The 13324-nt window shown below is 46.9% G+C and carries 16 protein-coding genes; 5 read left to right on the forward strand and 11 right to left on the reverse strand.

Annotated elements, in window-relative coordinates; translation table 11 throughout:
• Positions 1-36: 36 nt before the first annotated feature.
• Positions 37-2643 carry a transglycosylase domain-containing protein gene (locus IEW48_RS05770; protein WP_188622981.1) on the reverse strand — a complete coding sequence of 869 codons (2607 nt, stop codon included), beginning with the start codon at positions 2641-2643 and terminating at the stop codon, positions 37-39.
• A 185-nt stretch (positions 2644-2828) separates the two neighbouring features.
• On the opposite strand from IEW48_RS05770, the gene IEW48_RS05775 reads away from it, so the two are divergent.
• Entirely contained in the window at positions 2829-3275 is a 447-nt protein-coding gene (locus tag IEW48_RS05775; protein ID WP_188622982.1) for a YtoQ family protein, read from the forward strand.
• Here the strand turns inward: IEW48_RS05775 and IEW48_RS05780 are convergent.
• The 5 genes from IEW48_RS05780 to IEW48_RS05800 all read right to left on the reverse strand — a co-directional run bounded on the left by IEW48_RS05780 (position 3254) and on the right by IEW48_RS05800 (position 7624).
• On the reverse strand, positions 3254-3829 hold the full coding sequence (locus tag IEW48_RS05780) for a DUF84 family protein (protein ID WP_188622983.1): 576 nt from the start codon (positions 3827-3829) through the stop codon (positions 3254-3256). The two genes, IEW48_RS05775 and IEW48_RS05780, sit on opposite strands and share 22 nt — an antisense overlap.
• 54 nt (positions 3830-3883) lie before the next feature.
• Positions 3884-4954: a M42 family metallopeptidase gene (locus tag IEW48_RS05785; RefSeq protein ID WP_188622984.1), complete on the reverse strand. Its 1071-nt coding sequence runs from the start codon at positions 4952-4954 to the stop codon at positions 3884-3886.
• A gap of 248 nt (positions 4955-5202) precedes the next feature.
• Positions 5203-5859 carry a spore cortex-lytic enzyme gene (sleB, locus tag IEW48_RS05790; protein ID WP_188622985.1) on the reverse strand — a complete coding sequence of 219 codons (657 nt, stop codon included), beginning with the start codon at positions 5857-5859 and terminating at the stop codon, positions 5203-5205.
• Positions 5860-6064: 205 nt separating this feature from the next.
• Positions 6065-6751, reverse strand: a complete 687-nt coding sequence (queC, locus tag IEW48_RS05795) for a 7-cyano-7-deazaguanine synthase QueC (protein WP_188622986.1) — start codon at positions 6749-6751, stop codon at positions 6065-6067.
• A 120-nt stretch (positions 6752-6871) separates the two neighbouring features.
• Entirely contained in the window at positions 6872-7624 is a 753-nt protein-coding gene (locus IEW48_RS05800; RefSeq protein ID WP_007503551.1) for a 7-carboxy-7-deazaguanine synthase QueE, read from the reverse strand.
• Positions 7625-7831: 207 nt separating this feature from the next.
• On the opposite strand from IEW48_RS05800, the gene IEW48_RS05805 reads away from it, so the two are divergent.
• On the forward strand, positions 7832-8137 hold the full coding sequence (locus IEW48_RS05805; RefSeq protein ID WP_188622987.1) for a PepSY domain-containing protein: 306 nt from the start codon (positions 7832-7834) through the stop codon (positions 8135-8137).
• Between the two features lie 97 nt (positions 8138-8234).
• Here IEW48_RS05805 and IEW48_RS05810 read toward each other — a convergent pair whose 3' ends face one another.
• Positions 8235-8450: a SelT/SelW/SelH family protein gene (locus tag IEW48_RS05810; protein ID WP_268236543.1), complete on the reverse strand. Its 216-nt coding sequence runs from the start codon at positions 8448-8450 to the stop codon at positions 8235-8237.
• Between the two features lie 168 nt (positions 8451-8618).
• On the opposite strand from IEW48_RS05810, the gene IEW48_RS05815 reads away from it, so the two are divergent.
• Positions 8619-8807: a hypothetical protein gene (locus IEW48_RS05815; RefSeq protein ID WP_188622988.1), complete on the forward strand. Its 189-nt coding sequence runs from the start codon at positions 8619-8621 to the stop codon at positions 8805-8807.
• Here the strand turns inward: IEW48_RS05815 and IEW48_RS05820 are convergent.
• The 4 genes from IEW48_RS05820 to IEW48_RS05835 form a co-directional block, all read right to left on the reverse strand.
• Complete coding sequence (locus IEW48_RS05820) at positions 8779-9102, reverse strand: hypothetical protein (RefSeq protein ID WP_188622989.1); 324 nt, start codon at positions 9100-9102, stop codon at positions 8779-8781. The genes IEW48_RS05815 and IEW48_RS05820 overlap by 29 nt on opposite strands.
• Before the next feature lie 10 nt (positions 9103-9112).
• Positions 9113-9958, reverse strand: coding sequence for a YtnP family quorum-quenching lactonase (locus IEW48_RS05825; protein WP_188622990.1), 846 nt, complete (start codon positions 9956-9958; stop codon positions 9113-9115).
• 1 nt (position 9959) lies between these two features.
• The gene (gene trmB, locus IEW48_RS05830) at positions 9960-10622 is read right to left on the reverse strand and encodes a tRNA (guanosine(46)-N7)-methyltransferase TrmB (protein ID WP_188622991.1); all 663 of its coding nucleotides are present in this window, start codon (positions 10620-10622) and stop codon (positions 9960-9962) included.
• A 134-nt stretch (positions 10623-10756) separates the two neighbouring features.
• Positions 10757-11353, reverse strand: a complete 597-nt coding sequence (locus IEW48_RS05835) for a hypothetical protein (protein WP_188622992.1) — start codon at positions 11351-11353, stop codon at positions 10757-10759.
• Between the two features lie 227 nt (positions 11354-11580).
• On the opposite strand from IEW48_RS05835, the gene cysK reads away from it, so the two are divergent.
• Positions 11581-12522 carry a cysteine synthase A gene (gene cysK / locus IEW48_RS05840; RefSeq protein WP_188622993.1) on the forward strand — a complete coding sequence of 314 codons (942 nt, stop codon included), beginning with the start codon at positions 11581-11583 and terminating at the stop codon, positions 12520-12522.
• A 29-nt stretch (positions 12523-12551) separates the two neighbouring features.
• Positions 12552-12914 carry a rhodanese-like domain-containing protein gene (locus tag IEW48_RS05845; protein ID WP_007503568.1) on the forward strand — a complete coding sequence of 121 codons (363 nt, stop codon included), beginning with the start codon at positions 12552-12554 and terminating at the stop codon, positions 12912-12914.
• Positions 12915-13324: the final 410 nt, after the last annotated feature.

Genomic DNA, 13324 nt, shown 5'->3' on the forward strand with positions numbered 1-13324 from the left:
CACCCATATAGATGATTTTTTATGTGGATCATTCTTTTACAAGCGGGGCACTACAATGGGGATGTTGCCTTCTTCACCGGAGTTGGAATTATCGTCATTATTCTCACCGTTTCCTTGGCCGCCATCTCCTCCATCATCACTGCCATCCGGTGATCCTTGATCTCCCCCATCCTCTCTTTTATCATTACCTTTTTCCGGCTTTTTCTCGCCCCGTCTTTCTTCTCCTTTTTGCCTATCTCCTTCTCTTCTCTCCTCTTTCTTTTCTTCCTGTTCCTCCTGTTCCTCTTCTTCTACCCCTTGTACTTCTTCTACCTCTTCTTCTTGTTCTTCTGCGTTACCGCCAAACATTTCACGGAGCCAGTTTAAAAATTCCTCTTCATCCATATCTTCCGGACGTCTGAAGAACGGATACTCGGATGAGATCACCACTGTAGCCCGGTTGGAGACAGGCCCTTCTTCACCCGTTTCGGTATTGACTGGTGCCACTTCATAGCTGTAGCGTTCGTTCAATTGGACATTGTAATCACTCCAACTCTCACCCTTGCCGATCGTGGCCACCAGTGAACGTGAGCCAGTGGCTTCATTAATACGGTAGATATTATAGGCGACCCGTTCATCTGCCTGTTGTGTAAATTCCAGGTCAACCGCAAACGTAAACTCACCGGTCAGACGCAAGAATGCTTTTAAGTCTGTAATTTGCTGCAAGCGAACGGGCGGTTTTAATTCCTCAACGCCTGGCGGACGCTCAAACTGTTTAACCGGATAGTTGGCCAGCACTTGTGACATTACATGTTTATACAGCTGGGCCGGCAATCCTCCGCCGGTTGTGTTGATAGCATGCCGCTCATCGGTGCGGTCAAATCCCATCCACACCGCAGCCGTAAAGTATGGGGTGTAACCCACAAACCATGCATCCTGGTTCCCTTCCGCTTTATCATATTGATGGGTGCCAGTTTTACCGGCCACCGGATGGGCAAATTGGGCATTACGTCCCGTTCCGTTCTTGACTACATTGACCAGCATCTCCGTCATGTACCAAGCGGTTTGATCGCTAATGACGCGCGTGTGCTGAGGTTGGTGCACAGCCACAGTATCACCGCGCTGGTCGACGATTTTCTCAATCGTATACGGCTCCATAATGACACCATGGTTGGCAAAAGCTGAATAGGCCCTGGCCATAGACAGGGGGGAGGTTTGAACGCCCCCTCCCAACGCAACCGCCAGGTTCACACTGGGCTCTGTTTTGATACCAAAGTCCTCAGCTGCCTGCAATCCTTTACTCAGTCCAATTTCGTTCAGCAGCCAGACAGCACCCGCATTGAGCGACTGTTCCAAAGCATACATCATGGTGACTGGACCATAATAACGTCCGGTATAGTTCCGAGGGGTATACCCGTTATAATTCCTCTGCTCATCCCGGACAATAGAATAAGGATTCCAGCCTTCCTCCAAGGCAGGGGCATAAACGGCAATGGGCTTCATGGCCGAGCCTGGAGAACGGGCATCCCGGACTGTCCTGTTTAATCCCCTGGGCTGATAATCCCTTCCTCCTGTAGCAGCCAAAATAGCCCCTGTATGGTGATCCAGGATCACCATACTGCCCTGCACGATTTGTTCTGGACCGTTGGGTGGGAACAGTTGGTCAGCAAACGGACCATCTGCCCGGAAAGCTTCATGCATAATCTCTTGGGCCCGGACATCCAGCGTGGTGTAAATCTCATAGCCCCCTGTGTAAATATCATCAATGGTTAATCCATATAATGCCTTCGCTTCCTCCAGCACCATATCCACAAAGGTGTTCAGAGCTGCGTTCTTTGTTGAACGCTGCGGGTTAAGCTCCAACTCTGTTTCAGCTGCAAGCTTACGTTCTTCTTCTGTAATAATTCCCTGCTCTTGCATAATCTGCAAAACCAGCTGACGGCGCTGTTCACTGCGCTCCCGGTTTTCTTCCTCAAGGGGATTATAATGATTGGGTGCTTTAGGGAGTGCAGCCAGCAAGGCTACTTCCCCGATAGTTAAGTCGTTCAGGTCATCCTTGCCAAAGTATGTTTTCGCGGCTGCTTTAATCCCATGTGCCCCGGCACCCAAGTAGATATAGTTTAAATACATCTCCAAAATCTCGTCTTTAGTGTAGCGCCGTTCCAGATTAATAGCAATCAAGGCCTCCTGCAGCTTGCGCATGTAGGTCCGCTCATGGGAAAGGAACACGTTTTTAGCAAGCTGCTGGGTAATGGTACTTCCACCTTCTACTGTTCTGCCAGCCATCAAGTTCCGGACAAAAGCACGGGCAATTCCTCGTATATCAATACCGTTGTGCTCATAGAAACGTTGATCCTCTACGGCAATAAATGCGCTGCGAACCAGATCAGGAATCTCTTCTATCGGAACATATTCCCGGTTTTCAAAGTACAATTGATCCACCTGGTTGCCTTCACGGTCAAAAATCTTCGACGTTTGCCGCATGTCGAGCAATGATTCATCAATCTCGTAGTTTTTGGCCAATGTGATACCAATAAAAGCCAGTAACGATAAGGCCAAAACCAGGCATAAAACGAGCAAGGATAAGGCGACATATCTATAGTTAATTTTGGGTTTGCGTTTTCCTATTCTCTTCCTCTTTCCCTTGGATTCCATTTCACTCATCATGGTCCCTCCTCTAACGACCAAATGACATCTCAGTCAAAAGATATCATACCTTATTTCGAAGCACTTGCCTAGTTTATGAGGATGGCTATAACTTGGAAAAATTTTGAGGATTGGCTTTTTGAGGGGGAGAGGGTCTTTTATTATAATAGAATATGAAAAAATTGGACGAAGGAGGAAACAAGATGAGGCTCACCGTTTATCTTGCCGGACAGATCCACAGTCCGTGGCGTAAAGAATTTAAACAGCTGGCTGAACAGAGAAAACTTCCTGTGGATTTCGTCGGTCCAATGGATAACCATGAACGCTCAGATGATATTGGTGAAGAAATTTTGGGCCCGCAGCCAAATGCCATTCTGAAGGATGAAGCAGCCTCCCAGATTAATAATTTGCGCACCCGGGTCTTAATGAATAAAGCTGATGTGGTGGTGGCTGTATTTGGCGAAAAGTATAAACAGTGGAATGCAGCCATGGATGCTGGGATCGCCATCGCTTTAAATAAGCCCCTCATCCTGGTACGGGCCAAAGAACTGCATCACGCTTTAAAAGAAATTGCCAATCATGCCCAGGTTGTTGTAGAGACACCGGAACAAGCCATTGAAGCGCTCGCTTATATCTTTGCTGCCGAGTAATGCTTCAGCTGTCCAAACAGGAGTAAAACGATATCTCGAAATAACTGGGAGCGATCGATGTATCCTTGCGTCAGGATGCCGATGGCTCCTTCTTTTTGCCGCACATTGGTTTGGTGCGCATACCTATCGATTACAGTACCCAATTCTTGTCCTCTTCGAACCGCCTCCGCTATTTCAGGCGGAAGGGGTATACGGAGGCCCCCGGCTATATAGGTTTGTCCTGCTTCATCTATCAAAGCGCCCCAGTTCGTCAGTAATAAGCCGTATGAGCTCTCCTGCACGCCCCCTTCCAAGCCAATGCAAACCGCTGCCGGTGCTTTTCTTTTCAATGCCCGGCAACGGTTCAGAGCGCCTTGAATCGTTTCCTCATCGGAACGGGGTTGGGCCGATACCCCCGATGAAACAGCGTGTCCCTGAACCCTTATCCCTTCCAGTGTAAAAGCATTTCCACAACGTTCTTTCTCCAGGCGGATGATGTGGGCGACCGCCATCTCCACGGCTTTAATTTTCGCTGGATTTTCACTGCCAACGTAGATGACGCTGTTGCTGAGCATTTCCATTTTCCTTTCTGTTTGCTGGACAGTATCTGAGCTATGGTTATCTGTTCTTTACCTCTTTTTAATTAATTCCACTGTGTTTCGGTCCAATTTTTTGACCAAGGCAACCAATAGTTGTTTAGCAGCCATGATATCGTCAGTATGGGCGATGGCCGCATGACTGTGAATATAGCGGGCACAAATGCCGATCACAGCGCTTGGCACCCCGCTGCCGCTGGTATGTATCCGCCCTGCATCCGTTCCTCCCTGGGAAACAAAAAACTGATACGGTATGCCTTCCGTCTCCGCTATATCTAAAATAAAATCGCGCAAGCCCGGGTGGGTAATCATGGAACGGTCATAGAGCCGCAACAGAACGCCATGACCAATTTTGCCAAACCCGTCTGTGGTGCCGGGCAAGTCGTTGGCCGGACCGGCATCAAGGGCAAAACCTATATCGGGATTGATCAGGTGAGTGGCCGTTTGTGCTCCCCTAAGGCCCACTTCTTCTTGCACAGTGGCCCCCGAAAAGATGTGGTTAGGCAGTTGCTCTCCTTGCAGTTCTTTTAATAATTCTATAGCTAGACCGCAACCATAGCGGTTATCCCACGCTTTAGCCATAATCTTTTTTCCATTGGCCAGCGGGGTAAACGGACAAACGGGGACAATTTGCTGACCTGGGCGGACGCCAATCTTTTCAGCGTCTTCTTTATCGTCGGCACCGATGTCAATAAACATCTTTTGGATCTCCATTGGTTTTTTACGCTGCTCTTCAGACAAGACATGAGGGGGAATCGAGCCGACAACCCCTTCAACCGGGCCATGATCCGTGATAATATGTACACGCTGTGCCAACAGGACTTGACTCCACCACCCGCCTAAAGGCTGAAACTTGATAAACCCTTCATCAGTAATATGGGTGACCATAAAACCCACTTCGTCCATATGGCCGGCAACCATGATGCGCGGCCCCTTCTCTTCTCCGCGCTTTACACCAAAAATACTGCCCAAATTGTCTTGGATGATTTCATCGCTGTACTTGCTTAATTCTTCTCGCATAATGGCCCGCACCTCATGTTCAAATCCCGGTGCTCCCGGCGTTTCCGTCAAACGCTTATACAAGTGCAAAAGTTCCTGGTCCATGCCGCACGCTCCTCTCTGTTCTTGAGATTGAAAGACAGATGCTTATTTTTTTCTGCTTTCTGTATCTTTTTTTATTATATCTTTTTATTGTTTATGTTTCACGTTCTCTTTCACATTAAGGCAAGGAAACCCTGGTTCATATGGGGATTAATAAGCAAAAGGAGCACCTTGACGATGCTCCTTTTTATGACCTGACCCCTTAATGGCTCAACAGCCTTCCGGTCAGAAACAGGGTGTCCACACCCCGTTTAACGAGCAAAAATATGATTGCCAATGCGCTTAATTTGTGGACGGCTCCAAATCCAGCCCGATGTTGCTGTATCCGGGTTGAAGTAATACAAGGCTCCCTCTGACGGATCCCAACCGCGAATGGCGTAATAAACAGCGCGGTACGCATCACGGTTAGGGCGCTGGTAGTATTGTCCGTCAGCAACTGCCGTAAAGGCCCGGGGTTCAAAGATAACCTCTTTAACGGTATTGGGGAATTTTGGAGATTTGAGACGGTTTAACACCACAGCGGCTACAGCCACCTGACCTTCAAATGATTCACCACGCGCTTCACCATAGACCAGTTTAGCCATCATTTCAATCTCATCCACGGTAAAGGTATTGGCCCGCAAGGTGCGCAAAGTCTTCAAGTCGACAGATCCAGTAACTGGAAGACCATACTGGCGTTGAAATTGAGCAACGGCCTGACGAGTCTGTGCACCAAATATACCGTCCATGTTCAGCTGATACAGGCCTAACTGTTGCAGGCGGTGTTGCACATCCCAAACAACTCCGCCCCGGTCACCCTGTTGTACAATTGCTTCTGACGCTTCAGCCTGATGAACATCGCCCAAGGTCATGCCCAGCACGACGGCAAAACCTAGAGCGGTCATCAGGAGAACTTTATACAAATTCATCATGGTTTCTCCTCCCTTAAAAGGTCTGTTGAATATGGGGCCTGGCCTGCATATTGGCCTTGCCCAGTATTCGTTTCCGTTGTACACCCTATTAAAATTTGTGCACCCTGTTTATAGATAAAAAAAGTCTTTTTCATTCTTGAAAAAGACTACCATGAGTATATAAGGGATCTCCTCCAGACTCAATAGGAGTCTGGAGGTAACGTTACCAATCAATGGAGATGGCATAGGGCAAAGGATCCCGGTAACCTGCTTCTTTAAAGCCTTTAATCCGCAGGCGGCAGCTGTCACATTGCCCGCAGGCCACCTCTCTCCCCTTATAGCAGGAAGTGGTCAGGTGATAGGGGACACCCAGCTTCATTCCCCAGGCAATGGTTTCCGCTTTGCTTAAATGCACAAGTGGTGCGTCAATGGAAATCGCTTTTCCCTCCACACCTGCTTTGGTCCCGAGTTGAATGGTACGGGACAGACTCTCAATAAATTCAGGGCGGCAATCGGGATAGCCGCTGTAATCAACCGCACTCACCCCGATCATAATCTTCTCAGCCCCCACGACCTCAGCATAGGCCGCAGCCAGAGACAAGAAGATGAGATTGCGCGCTGGTACATACGTGACCGGGATACTGCCATCTTCCCCTTGATCAGGCACATCAATGGCATCATCAGTTAAGGCACTGCCGCCTATGTCCCGCAAAAAACGAATATTGACGATTCGGTGATCAGCGGCCTGGTAATATTGGGCAATCTTTTTGGCTTGTTCGACCTCCCGGCTGTGCCGCTGGCCGTAATGAAACGTAAGGGGATATAAGGCGTAACCCTGATCATGGGCAATGCCCATACAGGTGGTGCTGTCCAAACCACCGCTTAAGACAATGACCGCTTTTTTGCTCATGCTACCCTTCCTTTCCTGTATACTCCCGATCCCTTACCTGTCCAGACCACTTGTCGTTTTAGACATCTGTCACCACAAATGTTACCACAGAGATCACAAATGTTACCACAGAGATGTTGATCAAACTCCCCTTTTATCCGGATCCCAAATGATTTTATGCAGCTGTAAACTGACTTTCACGTGGGCCAGACCGTGGCTTAATACTTTTTCCACCAGTTTATGGGGTGGCATCGTCTCCCACACTGGACTCATCAACACAGTGCCCTGCTGATGGTAACGTTCCATCACTTCCAAGGCGCATTGAAAGTCCTCATCAGAACCGATCACAAACTTAATTTCATCCTGTTCCTTTAAATGGTCAAAGTTGGTGTGAATCATCCGCTCCATTTCCCCGCTGCCAGGCAGCTTGTAATCCATAATGAAACGGACCTTTTTGTTCCACATGGGATCCTGTTGCCGCAGTTCAGCAAATGGGGTGAGATCAATCGCCCCATTGGTTTCAATATGGATATCCTCGAAGGATTCCAAATAACTTAGAAAATGAATCAGAGCAGCCGACTTATGACCGTGAATTAATGGTTCACCGCCGGTAAGGCAGATAGCCCGGCTCGTGTAGGTCTGTACTTTCTGTGCTATCTCTGCCACGGTGGCTTCAAACTCCGGTTTGGCTGGGGCATAACTGTAAGGTGTATCACACCAGACACAACGCAAATTACAATGAAACACACGCACAAACACCGTTGGAAACCCGGCTCTCAGCCCCTCTCCTTCCACGGTTTCGAAAATTTCAACCATGGGAATAGAGAAGCGTGCCATCTCCTCCGCTGTATATACTCGCTTTTTCCATACCAATGGTGGTCGTATTAACGTCACGTTTGCATCCTCCACCGCTTCAAAAATTCTAGGACAAGAGCCATACAAATTAAAGGCCCTGTTTCATTTGACCATACATAGTATACACTACATAACAAGGCATCTTCATCTCATCTGCGCCGATAGAATAGATTTTACCAGTGAAAACAGATACAATAAGGGCAAATGGTGCTGAAAGAGTTCAGGACACTGAGGAGGTTTTAGACAATGAAGTGGGGTCGCTTTTTGCTGGGCATGGCTGCCGGAGCCTTGGGAGGCTACCTGCTCTTCAAACGAACTCAGGATAGGCCCCTCTGCCCAGAAAAAATTATTGAGACACTGAAAAAACAATACAAGGAGCAAATGACTATTGTAGGCAGCTGGATTTATGTTGAACCACGCACAGAAGAAATGGAAGGTGTTCAGTACCGCATCTATCAGTGCGGATTGACAGGCTTGGTGGATGGAAAGCCTCGCTATTATGAGTTTAAAGTCGATGCAGATACCGGTCACGTGCTTCAAGTGGAGAACTGAAGGGGCCGGACGTTTGCAAATTGAACAGACTGGACTGGAATCCCTTGAAAAAATTAATAGACAAACCCGTTAAGCATTAACGGGTTTGCCTTTTCACCTACTCTTCCACACGCTGCATCAAATTTTTATCTTCGATGATTTTGCTAACCTCACCCTGTTCAGGAAAACGGTCGGATTCTTTCTTAGAAAAGACCCGGCTGCCATCCACATCCACCTCAAACACACCGCCGCTAGAGGGGATTAAGGTGATGCTTTCGATTTGACCTTTGAAATTGTTCATCAATTCTTCCGTCAAACTGACGGCTTTCGGCAGGAAATTTCACATCATGCAAAATTCGATTGATAATTTTTTCTTGCTCATGCAAGCTGCCTCCCTTATTGATTTTTCTTACCACATTATAGCTTGTTCGGCTGTCTAAAACAAATCTGGAGTATAAGAGGGATGGCTTCAGTTCATACTGTCATACTGGGGGGCATGTGAATGTTTTGGCTGACCCAAAATTTGGTTCACATCTTAATGAACGCTGTGATTATTTTGTTCATTCAGCTCATCGCTGTTGTTTTGGCCTCGCGGTTTGGCCTGTATGTCTGGTTGCTCAAGCGCATCTTTGCCTTCCGTGCGAGGGTGCTGAAGGAGAAGGCTAAAAAGGACGGGCGGCCTTCCCATTGACAAACAGAACCCCGTCTTTCCAGCTCAGTTGAGTTTCTTTATGCTTGCGCCAATCTCCCTTTTTTTTCAACTGGTCAATATAAGCAGAAATGGTCTCCCACATCTGATGCATCTTGATCCCCTCGGTTTGCTCGGAGAATTTGAGCATCAGTTCAAAGTTGTCCTGGTCCATTTTCATCAGCTCGCGGGCGATTCGGTCATACCGCTCCACTGTAACCGTCTCGCCCCGGTGCAGTGCCTGATGAAGATCGATAAAATCCTGCCTGGTTTGAAACAATAACATCTCGCGGTCCATGGACATGCTCCTAACTTTTCTCGCGTTTCACCGCAGCTACAATTTCCCCTGTTTTGTTCCATTTCAAAGCCCGGTAATCTTTATCGTGATAAAAGGTAAGCCACCACTCTTCCTTCATCACCTTGGGGACCCATTCTTGCTTAAAAAAGATGGAATCCATGGGATAATCATCATAAGCCATCACCCACAACGGGTTTTGATGAGCGTGGGTGGGCATTAAGTCGCCAAAATGAATCCCCTTTTCCCCCTCACTCTCATATAAAATCACAGCATGGCCGGCGCTGTGCCCTCCCGTATGGACCATCGTAATTCCTTCCGTAACCTTCATTTCGCCTTGGAATGGTACAACAAGACCGTGGACCGCCTCCCAATTTATTTTCCAATATGTATTTTGAGAACGGATATTCGGCTGCCGCATTTCATCCCATTCCACTTGAGAAACAATGTGCTTGGCATTGGGAAAGGCGGGCACCAGCTTGTCTCCCTCCCATTTGGTTAAACCGCAAGCATGGTCAAAATGAAGATGGGTCAAGAGCACATAATCAATATCTTCCGGTTTTAAGCCCAGTTCGGCCAGCGATGCTTCTAGCCGGGACTCTTGTGTAACCCCGAAGTTGCGTTTCTGTTTTTCTGTCAGTTTATTATAACCAATTCCCGATTCAATTAACAGGTTTAAACCTGCTGTTTGCACCAGAATAGGATCAGTACGCAACTCAATTTGATTGTTGTCATTACAGGGATATTTCCGGCTCCACAACGGCTTGGGCACTACCCCAAACATGGCACCCCCATCCAGATGTGTGACCCCTCCATCCAGCCAGGTTAAGGTTAACTTTCCCAGTTTCAATTGTTCCATCTCAACGCTTCCCCTCTCCCATGACCGCTTCACAACGGTAAATTTTCATCCCCTGGGCGGCAAATTTCTCTTCATACTCCGTCATGATGTTCCCTTCAAAATCACTGTTGTGCAGGTCAAAGGTGATGTTTTTCAAACGGAAACCATAATCTGAAAGGCTGTTCAGGGAAAACTCAAAGAACTTTTCATTATCGGTTTTAAGGTGAATCTCTCCATTTTCTGCTAAGATATCACTATAAAGGTCCAGAAAAGTATGATACGTAAGTCTCCTTTTGGCATGGCGGCGCTTTGGCCACGGATCACTAAAATTGAGGTAGATGCGTTCCACTTCGCCTGGGGCGAACAAATCGGTCAGTTGAGTAGCATTTTCACGGATCAAACAGCAGTTGTCCAGCTCAGTTTCTTGCCGTGCTGCGATCAGTTTACGCAAGGCAACGCCCAGCACGCTGCTGTTAAGTTCCAGGCCGATAAAGTTAATGTGCGGATGGGTCTTCGCCATCTCTATGATAAACTGGCCTTTGCCTGTTCCAATTTCAATATGTATGGGATTGGTGTTATTGAAAAACTGATGCCATTTTCCTCTCCATTCATGCGGCCGAGGAACAACAAGATGCGGATTGTTTTTGATTTCTTCTTCTGCCCATGGTTTTCGTCTCATGCGCATAAAATTGCTTCCTCCTATCACTTGCCTTCAACCTTGATTCTAAGTTTACCACAGGTGGTCAGTCTTGCAAAATCAAGGTGAAGCTTGCGCAGAAGGAAGCTATTGGGCAGATTGTTTGGTTGTTCCGGGAGGGTTCAACTCTTTGTTTGCTTGCCGGGAAAGGTAATGCTGTCCAGCATATAATCAAATATAAACTGATACCGGTCAGCCACAGGTTCAGCAAACTGCAAGAGAACAATGATGGCTTGCTCATTTTCCTCTATATAATAGAGTTCAAGTTGATCACGGGCATCGTACAAGTAATAAATAAAGCCTTCGCCATTCTCCACCTCAAACGTATTGTATAATTCGTACCCTTGCTCCAACACCGCGTGCTGATACTGGCTAATAACCTCACCATTCTCTGCAAGGTATACCTTAAAGCTGGCTTGATCCTCAGGATGTTGAAAGAGGAGGAAGCCTTCTTCCTCTGTGACCTTAAGTCTTGAATCATACTCCAATTTAATCCATTCAGTGGCATAGGGTTGCATGGTTACCTCTTCTTCATAACCCTCAAATCCCAAAGTGACAACCTTTTGTTTAGCAGTAGGGGTGAGTGCAGGCGGATCATCGTCATCAGGAGGTCTCTCCTCAGAAGGGGCAGGTTCGTTAGTGTCAGAGGCAAACCATTGGCACCCTGCCAAAGCCAGGAGACAACAAAATGAGACCACAATCACTTTTTTGTTAGGCATTGGCACTCCCCCCTCCCTTCATAACCTGTCTACCATTTTACATCCTAAATTTTACAAATACAATAGATAAGCTTTTGGCAAAAAACGAAATGATCTTCTTTATTTTATTAGACGCGGGAAACGATTAAAAAGTTTCAAATTTCGTTTTCTTTTTTGGCTGATTTATTTGTGGTATAATTCCTATAAAGATACTTGTAATTATCCTGTTTATATTAAGGAGTGAAACTATGACTAAAGTTGTCAATAATATTGCAGAACTGATCGGCGATACTCCATTGGTCCGTTTGAACCGGTTAACAGGAGAACATGATGCGACTGTCTATGTCAAATTGGAGATGTTTAATCCAAGCGGCAGTGTCAAAGACCGGGCTGCTTTTAATATGATCATCGAGGCCGAAAAACAAGGGCTGCTCAAACCGGGAGCCACGATCATTGAGCCCACCTCCGGCAACACGGGAATTGGCATCGCTATGAATGCCGCAGCCAGAGGTTACCGGGCCATTCTGGTTATGCCCGATACCATGACACAGGAGCGTATTAATCTGTTAAAAGCGTACGGAGCTGAAGTAGTGCTCACACCCGGAGAGAAAAAAATGCCTGGCGCCATCGAAAAAGCGTATGAACTGCTGGAAAAAATCCCAAACAGTTTTATGCCCCAGCAGTTCCAGAATAAAGCCAACCCTGATATGCACCGCAAAACAACAGCCCAAGAAATTATTAGACAAATGGAGTCAATTGGCATTGAACAATTGGATGCCTTTGTCGCTACCGCAGGCACAGGCGGAACGATTACCGGCACGGGGGAAACTTTAAAAGAGCATTATCCTGGATTAAAGGTATATGTCGTTGAACCGGCCGGCTCTCCCGTTTTATCAGGCGGAAAACCGGGCCCCCATAAACTGGTCGGCACCAGCCCGGGATTCATTCCTGAAATTTTGAACCAAGATGTCTATGATGAAATCATCCTCTGTACAGATGAGGAGGCGTACCAAGTGACACGGGACTTGGCCCGCAAGGAAGGCATACTGGTGGGGCCGTCTTCCGGTGCCTCCGTTTTTGCGGCTCTGAAAGTGGCCAAACGTCTGGGGAAAGGCAAAACAGTCGTATGTATTGCGCCTGATACTGGTGAGCGTTACCTGTCCAGCGATGTGTTTGATTTCGATTCATGATTTTATGTGATAAAAAAGGAGGACCACTTATGGCTTACGAATATGATGGTGTCAAGCAGTTGGACACGGAAGAAGTGATGGAAATCTTTAAAACCAAACCGAAGAATGTTGTCTTATTAGATGTTCGGGAACCCCATGAATATAATGCCGGTCATATTCCCGGCATTCAGCTTTTGCCTACCAGTGAGTTTATTGAGCGTTATGAACAGGAGTTGGACCCGGAAAAAGAATATGTCGTGGTCTGCCGCAGCGGCAACCGCAGCCACATGGTATGCAAATTCCTGCAAGAACAAGGATTCAAAAAATGTGCCAACTATGCCCAAGGCATGCTCGACTGGCCTGGCCCTTTTGAAACAGCCAACCTTCCACCTACTGGCGGCCAGCGCTGGTAAGTATATGGACAAAAAATAATAATTTTCAAGGCCTCTATAATGGACGCCTTTTAAGATGACTCTCTTTCTTCATCAGAAGCTTTTCAGCCCTTGCCATTGATAAAACTTGGCCACTAATCCTTCATAATCTAAGGATTGGTGGCCTTCATTATGGCGGCGAGCCAATGTTATACATCTAATACTTTTTTTAATTAAGGATTTCCAATAAAATTAGAGTGTAAATGTTTTTAAAGCATTATAGAGAGTTTAACACATACATATTTGAGGAGGAAAAAAGGACACAAATGACGATGATGAATATTGGCATTGATACCGATCAATTTATATTTTTATTCTCACTGCTCCTCATCACTGGAGTCCTGGCTGCAAAATTTTCATACAAATTTGGAGTTCCTGCCCTTATTTTGTTT

The organism is Caldalkalibacillus thermarum (assembly GCF_014644735.1).
In the GTDB taxonomy this organism is placed as follows: Bacteria; Bacillota; Bacilli; order Caldalkalibacillales; family Caldalkalibacillaceae; genus Caldalkalibacillus; species Caldalkalibacillus thermarum.